Genomic DNA, 18,262 nt, shown 5'->3' on the forward strand with positions numbered 1-18,262 from the left:
CTCAGTCCCAGTGCGGTGCGATGCCTTTAGGGCTGGTCAGCCGGTGGCCGCGATCGAGCCCTGCGATCAGTGTCATATCGGCATCGCTCAGCGTCATGGCGCAGGCTTTCAGGTTGCTGGCGAGGTTGGCCCGCTTGGTGGACGAGGGGATCACGGCGTAACCCAGTTGCATGGCCCAGGCCAGTGTGACTTGCGCCGGTGTCGCCTGTATCCGGTTGGCGATTTGCTGGATCACCGGATCTTTCAGCACTTCACCGTAGGCCAGTGTCATGTAGGAGGTGATCTGGATGCCCTGGCTCTGCGCACACTCGACGACTTTGCGGTTTTGCAGGTAGGGGTGTAGTTCGATCTGGTTCGTGGCGATGTTCTCGGCACCGACGGCGTCGATCGCTTGTTTCATCAGGTCGACGGTGAAGTTGGACACGCCGATCTGCCGGGTCAGGCCCAGTTGCTTGGCTTCGAGCAGGGCGCCCATGAATTCTGCCACCGGCACCTGGTTTTCCGGCGACGGCCAGTGGATCAGGGTCAGGTCCAGGTAGTCAGACTGCAGTTTGCGCAGGCTCTCCTTGAGGCTGTCGATCAGGCGATCCTTGGCGAAATTGGCGACCCAGATCTTGCTGGTGATGAACAATTCTTCACGGGCGATATTGCTGGCCGCAATGGCCTCGCCGACTTCGGCTTCATTCTCGTAGATTTGCGCGGTATCGATCGCGCGGTAGCCTAGCTCCAGGCCCGTGCTCACCGAATCGATGACCACCTGGCCTTGCAGGCGAAACGTACCGAGACCGAATGCAGGAATAGACATTGATGACTCCAGGACTTGCAGTAGGAATGAGCGCCAGTATCCGCGCCTGCATCCTTGAGAAAAACCGCTGGTGGGGCAAAGCAATGTTTACCGCAAGTCATGAATCAGGGAGGGAAGTGAGATTGATGTTGCTGGGTCTGGCGCCTTCGCGAGCAGACTCGCTCCCACATGGGATCTGGGGTGTACACAAATCCCCTGTGGGAGCGAGCCTGCTCGCGAAGGTCGCGACTCGGTCCAAAGCCTTACCCCCGAGCCTCAAGAATCATGCAAGTCGTTGACCCCGTCGCCTACAACCGCCTGCTTCGCAGCCGAACGCAGGCTTCGCCAGCTGCTACAAAATGGGTTTGCGCGGGCAACGGGTACTTGAGCATGTGGCGGGGCAACATTGGACCGACCCGTTCTCCAAATAGGACGCTGTGACTGATTTTTGCAGTCTAGTGCAGCAAAGGGTTCGGTTTTAAGCTGTGTCCATCGCGTCAAACCCCATTTCGGAGGCCCCATGAAAAACATCATCGGTATCTACACCAGCCCACGGGCCCATTGGGTCGGCGACGGTTTTCCGGTTCGCACCCTGTTTTCCTACGACAACCTGGGCAAACACATCAGCCCGTTTTTGCTGCTCGATCACGCCGGTCCCGCTGAATTCACCCCGACCACCGAGCGTCGTGGCGTGGGTCAGCATCCGCACCGCGGTTTCGAAACCGTGACGATCGTTTATAAGGGCGAACTGGAGCACCGCGACTCCACCGGCAGCGGCGGCAAGATCGGGCCTGGCGACGTGCAATGGATGACCGCCGCCTCCGGGATACTCCATGAGGAGTTCCACTCCGAAGATTTCGCCAAGCGCGGCGGCACCCTGGAAATGGTGCAACTGTGGGTCAACCTGCCGGCCAAGGACAAAATGGCCGATGCCGGTTACCAGACGATTCTCGACGGCGACATCCCGAGTATCCCGCTCAAGGACAACGCCGGCAGCCTGCGCTTGATCGCCGGTGGGTTCGACGGCCACACCGGCCCGGCGCGCACGTTTACCCCGATTGACGTCTGGGACTTGCGCCTCAATGGTGGCAAGTTGCTGAGCCTGGATCTGCATGAAGGCCGTAACACCGCAATGGTTGTGCTGCGCGGTACGGTTCAGGTCAATGGCCTGGAACTGATGCGCGAAGGGCAGTTGGCGTTGTTCGAACGCAATGGCAATCAGATCAGTCTGGAGGCCAATAGCGATGCGGTGGTGCTGTTGCTCGGCGGCGAGCCCATCGACGAACCGATCGTCGGCCATGGCCCGTTCGTGATGAACAGCGAGCAAGAGATCCATCAGGCCTTTGCTGACTTCCAGTCCGGTCGGTTCGGCCAGATGCACGGTTAAACCGTACCGTCTACCAGCTACAACACCCTGACCAACAGCCAATAACCCCTGGCGAACATGCCCCTTGTAGGAGCTGCCGAAGGCTGCGATCTTTTGATCTTCTGGATCACAAAAAGATCGCAGGCTTCGCCAGCTCCTACAATTCGTGCGATGTTTGCGTCATGGCCCTTGCTGGAGTTGCTTGATGCTGTCACTGGTTACCAATCACCCACTGGTCTGTGCGCTGCTCCTGATCCTGATCGATCTCGGGTTATGGCGCTTGATCACTGCCAATGGCAGCAACTGGAAGCTGGTCGTGCGGCTGCTGGTTTTTTCGTTGTTCAGCATGCTGCTGTTCAACGAAGGCTTGAATCCATTGGAAGTGGCACCCTGGGCCGACAACGTGCCACTGCACCTGGCGGCCACCGGTTTGCAAATCGGCTGGTGGCTGTTCGGTGCGCGAACGCTGACGGTGTTGATCGGCGCCGTGATGATGCAACGGGTCGGGCACACCGGGCGCTTGCTCCAGGATTTGCTGGGTGCGGTGATTTTCCTGATCGCCATCATCGCCGCCCTGGCCTACGTGCTCGACCTGCCGGTCAAGGGCGTGTTGGCCACCTCCGGCGCCTTGGCGATCATCGTCGGCCTGGCGTTGCAAAGTACCCTCAGCGATGTATTTTCCGGGATTGTCCTCAACACGACCAAGCCCTATCAACTGGATGACTGGATCTCCATCGATGGCACCGAAGGACGGGTCACCGATATCGACTGGCGGGCCACGCGTATGCAAACCGCCCAAGGCAGCATGGCGGTGATTCCCAATTCGCTGGCGGCCAAGGCCAAAATCATCAACTTCAGCCGGCCGAGCGACATCTTCGGTGTTTCGATCAGCCTGCAATTGAGCCCGCACGCCCGCCCGCAAACGGTGATCGATGCCCTGGAGCGGGCGATGGAGGGCTGCCGTTATCTGTTGAGCAAACCGGCGCCATGCGTCGCGCTGAAAGGCTCCAGCCCCGCTGGCGTGGAGTACGAAATCAGTGGCTTCGTGGTCTCGATGGACCAGAAACGCATGGTGCGCAATCTGCTGTTTGACCTGGCGTTCCGGCATTTGCAGGCCTCCGGTGTGAGCCTGTTGTCCAGTGTCGAACCGAATGCGTCGGCCAACCTGTCACGACCACGAGCGTTGCTGGAAAGCTCGGCGATTTTCTCGACGCTGCGTCAGGAAGAGAAAGAAACCTTCAGCCAGCACATGACCCTGCAAACCTTCCGCGCCGGGGAAATGATTCTTCCGGCAGGGGAGGTGAGCGATCACTTGTTCATCATCGAATCCGGCGTGGTGTCGGTAGCGCTGAGCCGTGGTGGGATCAAGTTCGAGTCCGGGCGCATGGGGCCCGGCGAGGTGATCGGCGAGGGCGGCATTTTGTCGGATACCGCGGTGCCGGCCGACTTCAGTGCCAAGACCGCGTGTGCCTTGTATCGAATCGAGAAGGATTACCTCAAGCCGTGCCTGGATGCGCGGCATGACATCGGTGAGGCGATGAAGGCGTTGCTGGATTTCCGCTTGCACAAGGCGCAGACCTTGACCCAGGAAGCGCCGAAGGTGGTGGCGAAGAAGGGTTTTATGCAGTGGTTGCGCAGTAGGGCTTAGGGATTTCGGGTGAATGGCCGCTGCGCGGTTCGCGAGCAAGCCCGCTCCCACAGTTGACCGAGTTTCTTTAGCAGGAATAGGGTCGACTGTGGGAACGGGCTTGCTCGCGAAAGCGGTGTGGCAGTCAATCCAGTCAGACCCTGGGTTCAACCGACAACCAATAGCGAGTCAAACTGCTGATTTTCAGCGGCAGCGTATCACTGAGCAATCGCAGGCTGGCGTCGGTATCACGCAGGGAAAACGCCCCCGACACCCGTAACGCGGCGACATCGGCGTGCCAGCGCAACACGCCGGGCCGGTAACGGCTCAACTCCCCGAGCAGTTCATCCAGGCGCATATTGTTGGCCAGCAACATGCCCTTGTCCCAGGCGAGGGTGCTGGTGTCGAAGCGTTCCACCGGGTCAAACCGGTTGAGCTTGAAACTCTGGCGTTCACCGGCCTTGATTGTCGTGGGCTGCTGAAGCAATTGCGGCGTGACCTCCACGAGCCCTTCGAGTACCGACACCTGGCATCGCGAACCATTGATCCGCACACAAAACCAGGTGCCCAGTGCACGGGCGATCCCTTGCGGGGTTTCGACGATAAAGGGCCGGGCAGCCGGGTCCTTGGCCGTGCTGATCAACACTTCGCCTTCGCGCAGTACGAGTCGACGCTCAGCCAGGTTGAAGGCAATGTCCAGGGCACTTTCAGTGTTGAGCACCACCTGACTGCCGTCGGGCAGTTGCAGGTTTTTCTGTTCGCCCACGGCGGTACGTTGATCGGCGGACCATTGCTGCCAAGGCACATGTTGCGAGGCGATGCCCACGGGGCCGGCCATCAGGACCAGGCCCAGTCGCGTGAGGGTCTGCCGGCGGCTGAGGCCTTCCTTGCGCGCCGCCCGTTGCAGGGTCTGAATGGCGACGTTGGCCGGCACACTTCGAAACTCTCCAAGCAGCGTCTCGGCACGCTGCCAAGCCTGGGCGTGCTCGGCACTGCGGTTGCGCCACTGGGCAATGGCATGGTGGTCGGACGGGGTGGCGGTGCCGGAATGCAGCTGCACCAGCCAGTCGGCGGCCTCGCCGAGAATCTGCGGGTTGATCATCGAGGCGTTCATCACGCGACACTCAGGCAGGCAATGAACGCCGCGCGCATGTGCCGTTTGACGGTGATCAGCGACACGCTCAGGCGCGTGGCAATCTGACCGTAGGTCAACCCTTCGATCTGTGACAGCAGGAAGGTGTCGCGGGTGACGGCGGGCAATTCGCGCAGTAGCGCCTCGATACGCGTCAGGGTTTCGAGAATCAGCAGGCGGGTTTCCGGCGAAGGCACGTCGGCCGCCGGCAAGTCAGCGATGGTTTCCAGGTAGGCACGCTCGATGTCCTGGCGACGCCAGCGGTCGATCATCAGCCCTTTGGCGATGTGCGTCAGCAGCGCCCGGGGTTCGCTGCCCAAGGGTTTGACGATCTGGCGCGTCAGCAAACGCAGGAATGTATCTTGCGCCAGGTCGGCCGCATCGCAGCGGTTACCCAGTTTTCGGTACAACCACCCCTGCAGCCACCCATGGTGTTCGCTGTAAAGGTTATGGATGTGTTGATTCAAAGGCTCGGCTGACGACATATCGGGCAAATGCTCGTTTCGCCATCCTGGCGTGACTGCAATTAAGAATTGATCGCATTCTAGTGGCGCAGACCGAGCGCTGGCAAATCTCAAATCGCATTTGCTGTCCGATAGTTTCCCAATGGCCTCCTCGACTTCTGAAATATTGGCTATTTGTGCAATCCAGCAGTGGGACTAACGTATCTACACACCCACTTGCCCTGGAACACACCATGAAACCTCGTATCGATTTCTACACCGCTTCGCCAGACGCCCTTAAAGCGATGATCGCCCTGGAAACCGCTGTTTCGAAGCTGCCTCTGGAGAAAAACCTGATCGAGCTGGTCAAGCTGCGCACGTCGCAAATCAACGGCTGCGCCTTCTGCCTCGATATGCACAGCGCCGATGCCCGTAAGGGCGGTGAAGATGAACGTCGTCTGGCCACGCTGTCGGCCTGGCGCGAAACCCCATTCTTTACCGACCGTGAACGCGCCGCGCTGGCGTGGACCGAATCCGTCACTCTGATCAGCCAGACGCATGCCGAGGACGAAGACTACGAACTGGCCACTGCTCAGTTCAGCCCCAAGGAAATGGTCGATCTGACCGTGGCCATTACCACGATCAACGCCTGGAACCGCCTGGCGATTGGTTTCCGCAAAATGCCTCAAGCCTGATCAATGAGCGTCTGCTGACGGCGCGGCCGGTGGTTGCACCTTGCGCATCAAGGGCACCATCGCCGTGGCGATGATGAAGCACACCATGATCATCAGAAACGCGTCGCCGTAGGTTTGTGTCTGCGCTTCGCGGTACGTCAGCAGCCAGAGCTGATGCAGGCTGGCGGTGACGCCGACGTCACCGCTCTGGCCGAGTGCGGCGAAGTTATTGCCAACTTGCGACAGCCACTGATTCAGCGCTTCGTTGGTGCTGTTGAGGTTTTCCGCCAACCGCGTGAAGTGCAGGTTGGTCCGGTCATTGAGGATGGTCGCGCAGGCAGCAATGCCGATAGCACCCCCCAGATTTCGCATCAAGTTGAACAACCCCGACGCATGTTTAAGCCGAGCTGGCGCTAGCCCGCCGAGGGTCAGCGTCACCGCTGGCGGCACCGCCAATTGCTGGGCGATGCCCCGTAGCGCTTGCGGCAACATCAGTTCTTTAGCCCCCCAGTCATGGGTGATCGGGCTGAAATCCCACATCGACAAGGCGAACAACCCGAGGCCGGTCATCATGATCCAGCGCAGGTCAATGCGGTTGGCGAGAAAGGCGTACAGCGGAATGGCCATGATCTGGAACACCCCGGTCGAGAAAACCGCCAGGCCAATGTCCAGCGCGCCATAACCACGGACCCGACCGAGAAACAGCGGCGTCAGGTAAATCGTGGCGAACAGGCCGATCCCGGTGACGAACGAAAAGAAACAGCCGAGGGCGAAGTTGCGGTCTTTCAAGGCGCGCAAATCGACGATCGGGTTGGCCACGTGTAAGGTCCGGCCGATGAAGGCGAGGCCGGAGAGGCCGCTGATCCATGCCGTGGTCAGAATCGTGTGGTCACTGAACCAGTTCCAGCGCGGGCCTTCTTCGAGGGTGTATTCCAGGCAGCCGAGAAACAGCGCCATGAACAGCATGCTCAAGTAGTCGGCGCCTTTGAGCAGTGACAATTCCGGCTGGTCGATTTTCACCAACATTGGCACCGCCACCGCGACGAAAATCCCCGGCACGAGGTTGATATAGAACAGCCAGTGCCAGGATGAAACGTCGGTGATCCAGCCACCGATGACCGGCCCCAGCGTAGGCGCCAGCGAAGCCACCGCGCCGATGGTTGCCGCCGCGATCACCCGTTGCTTGCCAGTGAAGAAAAAGAACGCCGTGGTGAATACCAGTGGGATCATCGAGCCGCCGAGAAAACCTTGCAGTGCGCGAAAGGCGATCATGCTCTGGATATTCCAGGCCGCGCCGCAGAGCAGGCTGGCCAAGGTGAAGCCCACCGCCGAAGCGCAGAACAACCAGCGCGTCGAGAACACCCGCGACAGCCAACCGGACAGCGGAATCACGATGATTTCAGCGATCAGGTAGCTGGTTTGTACCCACGCTGTTTCATCGGTTCCGGCGGAGAGCCCACCGCCGATGTCGCGCAACGAGGCGGAGACGATCTGGATGTCCAGCAGCGCAATGAACATGCCGATGCACATGCTGGCGAAGGCAAAGACTTTGGTCGCCGTCGCCATGTTCGCGGGGTTGAACGGTTGCGCGGGAACGGCGAGGGCGCGGCTCATGGTGCAACAGCCACGGCGGTGGTTTCAGGCGCTTTGCGGGTGTCCACTTCAGCCGTTACCGAGAGGCCTGGACGCAGATGGCCGAGTACGCCATCGGCCGGGTCGAGCAAGATCCGCACCGGCACCCGCTGGACGATTTTGGTGAAGTTGCCAGTGGCGTTTTCCGGCGGCAGAACGCTGAACTGCGCACCACTGGCCGGCGCGAGGCTGTCCAGATGGCCATGGAATTCCCGCCCCGAGAGCACGTCGGCATGAATGATCACCCGTTGGCCGGGCGTCATGCGCGCCAATTGATCTTCCTTGAAATTGGCATCGACCCACAGTCCACTGGACGGCACCACCGACAGTAACTGCGATCCGGCCTGCGCATAGGCGCCGACCCGCGCCCGACGATTGCCGATCACGCCGTCCACGGGGGCTTTGAGTTCGGTGTAACCGACGTTCAATTGCGCCAGGTCCCGCTCGGCCTTGGCCTGCATCAGCGCGGCGCGCGCCTGTTGTTTCTGGGTTTCGATCACGTTCAACTGACGTTGCGCGGCTAGCAGTTCAGCCTGGGCCCGGGCACTTAGGGCCTGGGCGGTCTTGAAGGTGGCGTTGGCGCGTTGGGCGCTTTCTACCGAGACAGCGTTGCTGCCGACCAGTTTTTTGTAGCGTGCGTCGTCATCCCGGGAACGGGCGGTTTCGGCGCCAGTGGCATCGATGCCTGCACGGGCCTGGCCGATCACGGCGTGTTGCAGTTGTTCAGTGGCATCAAGGTTGGCGAGCAGCGCTTCTTCAGCAGCGACGGCACCTTCAGCCTTGGCCAGGTTGGCGCGGTAATCGCGGGAGTCGATACGAATCAGCACATCGCCAGCCTTCACTTTCTGGTTATCAGTGACCAGCACTTCTTCGATATAACCCGCAACCTTCGGCCCGATCACCGTCACGTCGCCACCTATGTAGGCGTCGTCGGTTTCCTCGATGAAGCGGCCGGCGGACCACCAATGAGTGGCGTACAACCCGGCGCACACCAAGGCAGCGACAACCGCAGTCAACAGGATCAACCGTTTGAGCAGGGGAGGCTTGTGGGCGCTCACCGGTGCAGCAAGGTCGGATTCAAGGCTGGGCATGCTGGTCATGGAAAAATACCTGTAGGAACGGCTGTTTATTACGTATGTAATATGACGCATGTAATATTTGGTGGCAATTGATTTTTTCTGCCGATCGTCAGGTGGTTATTTGAGCCAGGCGCCGGGCGTGATGCCGGTCATGTCCTTGAAGAACGCGATGAATGCGCTGTCACTGGCAAAGCCTGCTTCGAAGGCGCAGTAGCTGATGCTGCGTCCGGTGGCGAGCAATTCCATGGCGCGCATCAGCCGCCATTGTTGGCGCCATTGCTGAAAGCTCATGCCGGTTTCGCGCTGGAAGATTCGTCCGATGGTTCGACCGCTGGCACCAATCTGCTTTTCCAGTACTTGAAGTTCGGGCGGCAGTTGCCCAGGCGTTGCCAACAGCGGTGCCAGGCGTTTGTCCCACGGCAATGGCAGGAGCATTGGTTGCTGCTCGGCGTCGCGAATTTCGTTGAGGCACAGACCTAATAGATGGACGAATTTGCCCTGCTGCCAATCGGTGTCGAAATCGGCGACGGCTATCGGTTCCAGCACCGCCCGCAGCAACGGGCTGACGTCAATCACGCAGACCTGTCGCGGCAGGTCTGCGCATAACGCAGGCACCAGATAAATCGAGCGGTAATCGACACTTTGCTGCATCACGGCGCGATGGGCGACGCCCGGCGGAATCCACGCGGCGCGGGAGGGCGGTAGCAGGCACAGCTGCTGCGCGAGGGTGATGCGCGTGCAGCCTTGTCGGGTGAACAACAACTGTCCGCGTTGATGCCGATGGGCACCCGAGTCGTGATTGCCAAGGGTCGCGGCAATACCAATCACGGGTGCCGGGTAGCTGTCGGGATCGAATCGAGCGTGGGCATCGAGCCAAGCCATGGTATGTCCGATTTAAACGATTAATTGGCAGGATCTGGATAATACGCCAGTCACGAGCTTCTTAAGCTGCACTTCAGTTTTTCCTGAAGAGTGAAGTTGTGATGAATTCCAGAAACCTGTTGGTGTTGGCGGTCGCTTTGCTGATGTTTCCGCAGATTGCCCAAACCCTTTACAGTCCGGCGTTGGCGGACATCGGCCGGGTCTTTGCCGTCGGTCCGCAGGAGGCGGCGCAAACCCTGTCGGTGTATTTCCTCGCCTTCGCGTTCGGTGTGGTGGTGTGGGGGCGGATGTGCGACCGGTTGGGGCGTCGACCTTCGATGATCGCTGGATTGGCGTTGTACGCCGGGGCGTCGATGCTGGCGCTGAGTGCCAGCACCTTCAATGCCCTGTTGATGGCCCAGACGCTGGCCGCGTTTGGGGCGGCGGTGGGCTCGGTTGTGACGCAAACAGTGCTGCGCGATCGTTTCGAGGGCGCGGAACTGGCACAGGTATTTTCGGTGATGGGCATCGCACTGGCGGCTAGTCCGGCGATTGGCTTGTTCACGGGGGCGAGCCTGGTGCAAGTCTTTGGGTATCGAGGCGTGGTGGGGTGCCTGCTGCTCTTGTCGTTGGGGCTATTGCTGTGGTGCCAGCGGGTTTTGCCCGAAACCCGACCACCGAATTTAACCACGCCCGCTCTGTTAGAGACGTTGTGGCGAATGCTGCGTGACCTTCGAATCTGGCACTCGGCGCTGTTGGTGGCGCTGTTCAATATTGCCCTGTTCAGCTATTACAGCCTCGGCCCCTTCATGCTTCAGCGGATGGGTTTGAGTGCGCAATGGTTTGGCTACAGCGGTGTGATCCTGGCCTTGGGTTCCGGCCTCGGCGCCTGGCTCAACAAACGGCTGCTGCATCGTGGACTCAGCGGTTCGCAACTGATTCAAGTGGCAGGGGCGCTGATGATGATGGGTGCAAGCTTCGTCTGGTTGATGGAAGAAAGCGCTCTGTTTGTACTGGCGATGCTGCTGGTCGTGCTGGCATTTGGCATGGCGATCCCGAACATCCTCGGCTCGGCCCTGGTGAACTATGGCGATCGACTGGGCACGGCGGGCGCATTGTTTGGCTTGTTCTATTACTCGTTGATAGGCAGTGGGCTGATGCTGGCAGCCTGGGGGCAGTCGTTGGGGGAGGCCTTGATGGCATGCGCCGCGCTGGCATTGTTGCTGATCGGGATCGAGCACCGCCCGGAGCAAGCTCGCTCCCACAGTTGATTACCGTCATCCCCGAATGTTGTGTGCGCAGGAGTTCCCCTGTAGGAGCTGCCGAAGGCTGCGATCTTTTGATCTTGATCTTCTGCGTACTGGAAAAGCTGAAGATCAAAAGATCGCAGCCTTCGGCAGCTCCTACAGGGACAGAGTCAATCGGAAATCGGTGACGGTCATTTCGGAAACTTCCCACACCCAGAATCTGAGCTTCCCGGTAGGGTCAACAGCCCCCGGCACACTGCCGGGCCACACCCAAGGAAGAACGAACCATGACCAGAAAGGCCGTTATCGTGTTCAGCGGCGGACAAGACTCAACCACCTGCTTGATCCATGCCTTGCCGCAGTACGACGAAATTCACTGCATTACGTTTGATTATGGCCAACGCCATCGTGCGGAAATTGAAGCAGCGCAACAGCTTGCCAAACAGCTGGGCGTGAAGGTGCACAAAGTATTAGACGCTTCATTGCTGAACGAGCTGGCCGTTAGCAGCTTGACGCGTGACAACATTACGATTGCAAAGAGTATGGGCATCGGCGTGCCTGATACCTTCGTACCTGGCAGGAATATTCTGTTTTTAACGTTGGCTTCTATTTATGCCTATCAGGTGGGGGCTGAGGCTGTCATTACAGGAGTTTGTGAAACAGAGAGTTCTGGTTACCCTGATTGTGGTGAGGAGTTTGTTAAGGTTTTGAATCGCGCTATTCACTTGGGTATGGACTATAAAATACGTATTGAGACGCCGCTTATGCGGCTGAACAAAGCTGAGACTTGGGCGTTGGCTGATCATCATGGTCAGTTTGATTTGATTCGCTATAAAACATTAACTTGCTATAACGGCTTATTGGGGAGTGGTTGCGGCGACTGTGATGCATGTAGTCTCCGGGCAAAAGGATTGAGAGAGTTTCTTGAAAGAAAAGTGGAAATCATGAATGATCTAAAACTAAAAATGCGATTGTAAAATAACACGTGCTACTGGGAGGGTGCGTTGTTTAGTTGCGCTCTCCCTTGATTCAAGCTGTTTTAACTTCTGCGATATATCGTTTGAATAATGATCGTGCTCCGTAGGCTGGTAAAACATTGAATACAGCGAAACACATTTTTATAGCGATTTGCGCGTAAACCATGTTGAGTATGTCGCTGTTTTGCATTGCCCCGTAAAATGCTATGTAACAAAAAAGTATGCTGTCTATGATTACGGCGAAGAAAGTGCTAAGGAAAATACGCAAGAAAAGAAATCTGGAGTTTGTTAGCTTTTTGATCTTGCAGAGCAAGTAAGAGTTTACGTATTCAGAAAAAAGAAAGGAGACTGATGACGCTAGTAGAACCGACGACACGTGACTGACGACTTCTGCATACGGTACATCAAGTTTCCAGCCGGGTAATCCAGGGAGATAATTGGCGGCGTTCATCAGTAAAACAATTGATGCGTTACTTAAAAAGGAAAATATAAGCGCTCTCCTTGCCAATTTAAGTCCGTAAGTTTCATTCAATAAGTCGACAACTAAAAATGTCAGAGGGTAGAGAAATACTGCGGGAGGAATAACTAAATCAAACGATGGCAGGTAAACAAGTTTGGTTGCGGCGATGTTTGAAAAGATGAACAGCGAAAGCAAAAGTATATTTAACGCGACATAAATCATCCATGATCGTTCATTGCGGTCATTCATTTCGTAGGTGGTCAATGCAGTCCCGCCAGAATAATACTTGCGGTATACGTCTTTAATTTCCACCTTGCTCAGGTTGTCGATGATTTCACTTCTTAACACATCGTGCAGTGTTACCTTTATAATTTTTCCAGTAGAAATAACCATGATAATGGCTCTGTTTTTATTTTTTTCAAATCCCAGTAATTTGTATTTGCTGTTTTCGATTTTATTATCACTTACCATGGAATCGTTCCTCGATTATATCTCCAATAATGCAAAAATTATTAGAATCAAAATTACCACTTGCGATTGCAAGTTTTCTCGTTGATTTCTCGTATACCAATTTCTCTCCGGCGGCGCTCGAAAAACCTTTTTTTATAATTAAAATATCCCCCGCTTCATTTATGCCACTGATTTCATTCTCAAGAAGTACGCCAATCAAATTGCAAGCCGTACCGAAGTAGTATGTCAACGGATACGTAATGGCCAATTCACCGATTCTTTTGTCTAGATTCTGAATCAGTAAACTCTCTCTAATAATCGGAACCGCTGCCGGATTCATATTTCCGTCCGGGGAGGAACTACTTTCTATTATTTCTTTTTCTTCAAAATCAACCGTCTCTATTTCCTTATAAGACACCCCAAAAAAATCTGATATTTTCCGAATGGTAGACTGCTGTACGTGGACAACCTTTCCTTCAAGAATGTTATAGATGGTTGTCCGGGTTAGGCCGCTGGAATTACACAAGGAAAGCCGGGTCTCTCCACGACTCTTTATCAGGTACTTAATGTTGTTTTTCAATTTTTCTGTTCTGTCTTTCTTGTGCATTCAATATTTACCATTCGCCTGTTGTTGCAATAGATTGCGCGTATGCAGGTTGCTCTCGCTGAACGCAGCATCCTACACATTCGGACCGCGGACAAAAATGATAATTTTCAAAAACAATCGAACAACTATGAAATTATTTTTCATGTCATGAGTTGGTGTCGTTGCTGTATGTAAGACGCTGCCTACCCTGCATGAAGAATCGTCTTACAGTAACTATGAAGTACGAAATCTAAGAATCATTTAATTACACAGATGTTCATTTATTTGATTAATAAAATGGAATTTTCTGGTAATAAATCAACCGGTCCGCCATGTATAACCGTCAACTCATTCTGGTTGAAGGCAAGAGACAGGCGCTTTCGAAAACTTGCAAGGAGCTCCGGCATGAAAAAGTCCAGCCCAATCGCAACCGTACAGTCCGGCCTTCCGGCTAGCGACACCATCGATTCACCCAATCCCTCCAAAGCCACCGAACAACTCGTCAGCGTGCCCCTGCGCACTCACGCTCGGCACGAACCCTCCACCCACTTCTTCGCAGTCGTTCCGGATATCGACACGGAAGCCATGCTCTGCCACGCCAGTGAAACCCTCGCGTCCCTCAGCGTCATGGCCACCGATCTCGCTCGTGAACTGGAAGGCCCGCGTCGCCACATCATCTTGGCCATTCAGCAACTGTCCGCGCTGGGCGAGTTGCTGGTCAATCGAGCGCTGGACAATCTGGAGCCGCCTCGGGGTTCGTCTGAACTGCCATCCAACTGCAAACGCTGAACAGCTGTGTTCCTTTACCCAATGGAGGTTTTTCGTCATGGATCGATACATGCCTGTCACCGGCATCGACAGCATCGTCCCGTCATTGCTGATCGACACTGAAGCGCCGCTGGACGTGTTGCATGAAACCGCGGCCTACCGCATTCGGACGGCAACGCAGTTGCTGGAAAGTATTGCGTTTGGCGAGGGTGTCCACAGTGAATTGGCGCGAGTGCTGGTGACTTCACTGCGCGATGGCTGTGATTTGCTGGATGTCGTGGGGCGGCGATTGCAAAGGCAGGTTTTAGCGTAGGGATGGAGGTTCGATGTGGGAACTCGGGGGCACAGAAACAAGAGTGTTTGCGTTGGTGCTCTGGGGGAGGGGTAACAGATCGGAAGCAAAGCAACGGCTAGATCAAAAGATCGCAGCCTGCGGCAGCTCCTACAGGGGGATATGTGCATCCGTAAGAAATGGGTCGGCTGTCAGGCCGCCTTCGCGAGCAGGCTCGCTCCCACAAACAGCAGATGGTGTACCGCTTTTGCTCTTCACCACTCAAGGCCGAGCGTTAGCTCGCCTGCTTTTGATCTTGACGCACCGCCCCCTCGAGAGGCCGAGTGCAGGTTCTGCGCAGTGGGCAACCCGGCATGGATGCCGGGTTAGCCGCCCCCGGCCATGGATGGCCGATGGCGGCGGGCCCACGGAGCAGGACCGGAGCGAGGGCATGCCGAGCCTTGGCGAGGCACCGAACGAAAGGGGCAAGAGCCCTTGGTTACTTAGGGCCGTGCGGCGTTCCGTTTTTCCAAGTGACTCGCTGTAAAAGCGAAACCGTCAGCAGCCATCACCGCAGCAACGGATATGCACACAGAGCAGCAAATCTTCAAGCCCGCTCAAAAATCGCCGCAATCCCCTGACCACCACCAATGCACATGGTCACCAACGCATAACGGCCGTTGATGCGGTGCAATTCATGGATAGCCTTGGTAGCAATAATCGCCCCCGTCGCACCCACCGGATGCCCCAGGGAAATCCCCGAACCATTCGGGTTAACCTTGGCCGGATCCAGATCCAGTTCCTGACTCACCGCACAAGCCTGAGCAGCAAACGCGATATTAGCTTCGATCACATCCATATCCGCCACCGTCAACCCGGCACGTTTCAATGCCAGACGCGTAGCAGGAACCGGACCCAGCCCCATCAACTCCGGCTCGACACCGGCATGCGCATAACTCACCAGACGGGCGAGCGGCCGCAGGTTATTAACCTGAACCGCGTTGCCAGTAGCCATCACCAACGCTGCGGCGCCATCGTTCAGACCCGAAGCATTACCGGCCGTGACCGAACCGTCCTTCTTGAACGCCGGCTTCATCTGAGCCAGCTGCTCCAAAGAAGTGGCACGCGGATGCTCATCGACACTGAACAGCTTCGTTTCCTTGCGATCACGAACTTCGACGCCGACGATTTGCTCGCTGAAGTAACCATTGGCAATCGCAAACGCTGCACGTTTTTGATCTTCGAGCGCCAGGGCATCCTGCATTTCACGGGTGATACCGTTGCGCTCGGCAACGTTCTCGGCCGTGATGCCCATGTGGATGCCATGGAACGGGTCATGCAGGATGCCCAGCATGTAATCGACAGCCTGCACGTTACCCATGCGCGCCCCCCAACGAGCGGAAGGCAGCAGGTACGGCCCGCGGCTCATGGACTCGGCACCGGCGCCGATCGCAATCTCGGCATCGCCCAGCAACAAGGTCTGCGCGGCGCTGATAATGGCTTGCAGGCCCGAACCGCAGAGACGGTTGACGTTGTAGGCCGGTGTCTCTTTCGGGATGCCGGCGTTCATCGCGGCAACGCGGGAGATATACGCGTCACGGGTGTCGGTCGGGATCACGCTGCCCATCACCAGATGGCCGATCTGCGCCGGGTCGACGTTGGACCGTTGCAAGGCAGCCTTGACGGCCGTGGTCGCCAGATCGGCCAGGGGAACGTCCTTGAGCGAACCACCAAAGGTGCCGATGGCGGTGCGTGCGGCGCTGACAACAAAAACTTCTGGGGTGCTCATGACGGCTTTCCTGTAGGTGAGTTCTTTTCGGTACTGCGATTAAGTATGGCGTTCAACGCCGACTGCGCTTCAGGGCTTTTAAGGCGCTTGATGAACAGCAAATTCTCTTGGCGAATGGTGGCTTGCAGTTCCGGCATATACGTTTGTTTGAGTAATTGTCGGGTTTGGCGCAGGGAGTCCTGAGGCAACGCCAGCAGGCGCCGGGCCATTTTTTGCGCGGCATCCAGACACTGTTGCCCGTCGTCGAACACCTCGTTGGCCAAACCCCACGCGACGGCGGTGGCACCGTCCAGACTGTCACCCCACAACAGCAGGCGCGCCGCCCGGGCATGGCCGAGTACGCGGGGCATCAGCAGGCTCGCGCCGAACTCCGGGCACAGTCCCAGGTTCACGAACGGCACGCGCAACTTGGCGTTTTTCGTGACCAGTACCTGATCGCAATGCAGCAGCAGGGTGGTGCCAATCCCGATGGCAGCCCCGCAAACGGCAGCGATCAATGGCTTTTGCAGGTGGATGACGACACGCATCAAGCGAAACGCAGGGGCGTCCAGTTCGGTCGGTGGCTGCTGGAGGAAATCCGCCAGATCGTTGCCGCTGGTAAAGCACGTCGGGCCACCGGTGACGATCATCACCTGGACAGCGTTGTCTTCGTCAGCGGCCAACAACAGGTCGGCCAACTGCGTGTACATGGCGTTGTTCAGCGCGTTGAGCTTGTCGGGGCGATCAATAGTGAGCGTCAGTACGCCTTCGTGTCGTTCTTGTGTGATCAACTCATTCATGGCGTGCCCTGCATAATCTGTGCGTCGGCCACTCTAAGCGCCTGGCCGCCGCGGGAGCTATGACAAAACGGGTCAACGCGCCTGCTTCTTTTTGCCATGTTGCGCGGTCACACACCCATTCGGGGTATGGTGCCGTTTGCCGAATCGATCGATAGTGGTTTCATCCGGTCATCCAGAACGGAACCTGCTTGATAAGGTGAATTTGCTATGCGCAAGGCATTCAAGTTGATTTTCAGTGTGTTCCTTGTCCCTTTGTCAGTGAGCGTCCATGGCGCCGAAGTGAATGAAGCCAATACGCTGCGGTTGTACAACTGGGCGGATTACATTGGTGAAAAAACCATTTCGGACTTTGAGAAGGCCAGCGGCATCAAAGTGGTTTATGACACCTTTGACTCTTATGAAACGGTCCAGGCGAAATTGCTCACCGGCCACTCCGGTTATGACCTGGTGGTATTGAATGCCTCCCTCGCACCACCGCTGATTCAGGCCAAGGTCTTTCAACCGCTGGATAAAAAGTTGCTGCCCGGCTGGAGCAATCTCGACCCGAAAGTCTTGCAGGACTTGCAGGGTTACGATGCCGGCACGAAGTATTCCGCTCCTTATACCTGGGGCAGTAACGGCGTCACTTATAACGTCGACAAGATCAAGGAACGCATGCCGGACGCGCCGATCGGTTCGCTGGCGATGATCTTCGATCCAAAAATCGTTTCGCGTTTCGCCGACTGCGGCGTCACGTTGCTCGATGCCCCCACCGAAGTCATTCCCATGGCCCTGAAGTACCTTGGGCTCGACCCGAGAAGTGCCGCGCCGGCGGACTTGAAAGCCGCCCAGGATTTACTGCTGTCCGTCAGGCCTTACATCCGCAAGTTCGACTCGGTCAATTACCTGACCAGCCTGCCCAATGGCGACGTGTGTATGGCCATGACCTGGTCCGGCGACTACGCGACGGCCATGGCTCGGGCCGAGGAAGCCAAGCTGAAGATCAATCTTGCCTATTTCATTCCCAAGGAAGGTTCGCTGATCTGGTTTGACAACATGTACATCCCGGCGGACGCGACTCACGTCGCCAATGCGCACACATTTCTTGAGTACCTGATGCAGCCACAGGTGATGGCCGACGTGAGTGATTACATCAATTACGCCAACAGTAATGCGGCGGCCACGCCGTTGCTGAATGCCAATGTACGGAACAACCCGGCGATTTATCCGGATGAAGAAATTCGACAACGGCTGTTTCCGCAAAAAACCCAGGAGGCGAAAGACATGCGCGCCATGACGCGCGTCTGGAGCACGGTAAAAAGCGGAATTTGATCGTTTAACTATTTGGTTTGAGGTTT

Annotated in this window: 18 protein-coding genes; 8 read left to right on the forward strand and 10 right to left on the reverse strand. The window is 56.8% G+C overall.

Features of this window, described 5'->3' with window-relative positions:
- Window position 1: 1 nt before the first annotated feature.
- Window positions 2–805, reverse strand: a complete 804-nt coding sequence (gene dkgB / locus ACA052_RS09135; protein ID WP_497649364.1) for a 2,5-didehydrogluconate reductase DkgB — start codon at window positions 803–805, stop codon at window positions 2–4.
- 499 nt (window positions 806–1,304) lie between these two features.
- Here dkgB and ACA052_RS09140 point away from each other — a divergent pair, with 499 nt between their 5' ends.
- Both ACA052_RS09140 and ACA052_RS09145 read left to right on the forward strand, forming a co-directional pair.
- On the forward strand, window positions 1,305–2,171 hold the full coding sequence (locus ACA052_RS09140; RefSeq protein ID WP_497649365.1) for a pirin family protein: 867 nt from the start codon (window positions 1,305–1,307) through the stop codon (window positions 2,169–2,171).
- A 184-nt stretch (window positions 2,172–2,355) separates the two neighbouring features.
- Window positions 2,356–3,798 carry a mechanosensitive ion channel domain-containing protein gene (locus ACA052_RS09145; RefSeq protein WP_497649366.1) on the forward strand — a complete coding sequence of 481 codons (1,443 nt, stop codon included), beginning with the start codon at window positions 2,356–2,358 and terminating at the stop codon, window positions 3,796–3,798.
- A 133-nt stretch (window positions 3,799–3,931) separates the two neighbouring features.
- Here the strand turns inward: ACA052_RS09145 and ACA052_RS09150 are convergent, their stop codons facing one another.
- Window positions 3,932–4,891: a FecR domain-containing protein gene (locus tag ACA052_RS09150; protein WP_497649367.1), complete on the reverse strand. Its 960-nt coding sequence runs from the start codon at window positions 4,889–4,891 to the stop codon at window positions 3,932–3,934.
- On the reverse strand, window positions 4,891–5,394 hold the full coding sequence (locus ACA052_RS09155) for a sigma-70 family RNA polymerase sigma factor (RefSeq protein WP_497649368.1): 504 nt from the start codon (window positions 5,392–5,394) through the stop codon (window positions 4,891–4,893). Before ACA052_RS09155 ends, ACA052_RS09150 begins: the two co-directional genes overlap by 1 nt.
- 212 nt (window positions 5,395–5,606) lie before the next feature.
- Here ACA052_RS09155 and ACA052_RS09160 point away from each other — a divergent pair, with 212 nt between their 5' ends.
- Window positions 5,607–6,047: a carboxymuconolactone decarboxylase family protein gene (locus ACA052_RS09160; protein ID WP_497649369.1), complete on the forward strand. Its 441-nt coding sequence runs from the start codon at window positions 5,607–5,609 to the stop codon at window positions 6,045–6,047.
- On the opposite strand, the gene ACA052_RS09165 is transcribed toward ACA052_RS09160, so the two are convergent.
- The 3 genes from ACA052_RS09165 to ACA052_RS09175 all read right to left on the reverse strand — a co-directional run bounded on the left by ACA052_RS09165 (window position 6,048) and on the right by ACA052_RS09175 (window position 9,619).
- Window positions 6,048–7,640 (reverse strand): DHA2 family efflux MFS transporter permease subunit, encoded by a 1,593-nt coding sequence (locus ACA052_RS09165; RefSeq protein WP_497649370.1) that lies wholly within the window; start codon window positions 7,638–7,640, stop codon window positions 6,048–6,050.
- Window positions 7,637–8,758, reverse strand: coding sequence for an HlyD family secretion protein (locus ACA052_RS09170; RefSeq protein ID WP_497649371.1), 1,122 nt, complete (start codon window positions 8,756–8,758; stop codon window positions 7,637–7,639). Before ACA052_RS09170 ends, ACA052_RS09165 begins: the two co-directional genes overlap by 4 nt.
- 96 nt (window positions 8,759–8,854) lie before the next feature.
- Entirely contained in the window at window positions 8,855–9,619 is a 765-nt protein-coding gene (locus ACA052_RS09175; protein ID WP_497649372.1) for an AraC family transcriptional regulator, read from the reverse strand.
- Between the two features lie 101 nt (window positions 9,620–9,720).
- On the opposite strand from ACA052_RS09175, the gene ACA052_RS09180 reads away from it, so the two are divergent.
- The gene (locus tag ACA052_RS09180) at window positions 9,721–10,869 is read left to right on the forward strand and encodes a multidrug effflux MFS transporter (protein WP_497649373.1); all 1,149 of its coding nucleotides are present in this window, start codon (window positions 9,721–9,723) and stop codon (window positions 10,867–10,869) included.
- A 263-nt stretch (window positions 10,870–11,132) separates the two neighbouring features.
- The gene (gene queC, locus ACA052_RS09185; RefSeq protein ID WP_497649374.1) at window positions 11,133–11,822 is read left to right on the forward strand and encodes a 7-cyano-7-deazaguanine synthase QueC; all 690 of its coding nucleotides are present in this window, start codon (window positions 11,133–11,135) and stop codon (window positions 11,820–11,822) included.
- Between the two features lie 52 nt (window positions 11,823–11,874).
- On the opposite strand, the gene ACA052_RS09190 is transcribed toward queC, so the two are convergent.
- Both ACA052_RS09190 and ACA052_RS09195 read right to left on the reverse strand, forming a co-directional pair.
- Window positions 11,875–12,753 (reverse strand): queuosine precursor transporter, encoded by an 879-nt coding sequence (locus ACA052_RS09190; RefSeq protein WP_497649375.1) that lies wholly within the window; start codon window positions 12,751–12,753, stop codon window positions 11,875–11,877.
- A complete protein-coding gene (locus ACA052_RS09195) occupies window positions 12,743–13,339 on the reverse strand; it encodes a helix-turn-helix domain-containing protein (protein ID WP_497649376.1) in 597 nt (198 codons plus the stop codon). Before ACA052_RS09195 ends, ACA052_RS09190 begins: the two co-directional genes overlap by 11 nt.
- Window positions 13,340–13,723: 384 nt before the next feature.
- Here ACA052_RS09195 and ACA052_RS09200 point away from each other — a divergent pair, with 384 nt between their 5' ends.
- Together ACA052_RS09200 and ACA052_RS09205 are read left to right on the forward strand one after the other, a co-directional pair.
- Entirely contained in the window at window positions 13,724–14,107 is a 384-nt protein-coding gene (locus ACA052_RS09200; protein WP_497649377.1) for a DUF6124 family protein, read from the forward strand.
- A gap of 37 nt (window positions 14,108–14,144) precedes the next feature.
- On the forward strand, window positions 14,145–14,399 hold the full coding sequence (locus ACA052_RS09205; protein WP_497649378.1) for a hypothetical protein: 255 nt from the start codon (window positions 14,145–14,147) through the stop codon (window positions 14,397–14,399).
- A 565-nt stretch (window positions 14,400–14,964) separates the two neighbouring features.
- Here the strand turns inward: ACA052_RS09205 and ACA052_RS09210 are convergent.
- The gene (locus ACA052_RS09210; protein WP_497649379.1) at window positions 14,965–16,146 is read right to left on the reverse strand and encodes an acetyl-CoA C-acyltransferase family protein; all 1,182 of its coding nucleotides are present in this window, start codon (window positions 16,144–16,146) and stop codon (window positions 14,965–14,967) included.
- Window positions 16,143–16,925: an enoyl-CoA hydratase gene (locus tag ACA052_RS09215; protein WP_497649380.1), complete on the reverse strand. Its 783-nt coding sequence runs from the start codon at window positions 16,923–16,925 to the stop codon at window positions 16,143–16,145. The genes ACA052_RS09210 and ACA052_RS09215 overlap by 4 nt, the downstream gene beginning before the upstream one ends.
- 207 nt (window positions 16,926–17,132) lie before the next feature.
- Here ACA052_RS09215 and ACA052_RS09220 point away from each other — a divergent pair, with 207 nt between their 5' ends.
- Window positions 17,133–18,236 carry a polyamine ABC transporter substrate-binding protein gene (locus tag ACA052_RS09220; RefSeq protein WP_497649381.1) on the forward strand — a complete coding sequence of 368 codons (1,104 nt, stop codon included), beginning with the start codon at window positions 17,133–17,135 and terminating at the stop codon, window positions 18,234–18,236.
- Window positions 18,237–18,262 lie beyond the last annotated feature (26 nt).

It is taken from the genome of Pseudomonas sp. LBUM1644 (assembly GCF_059716195.1).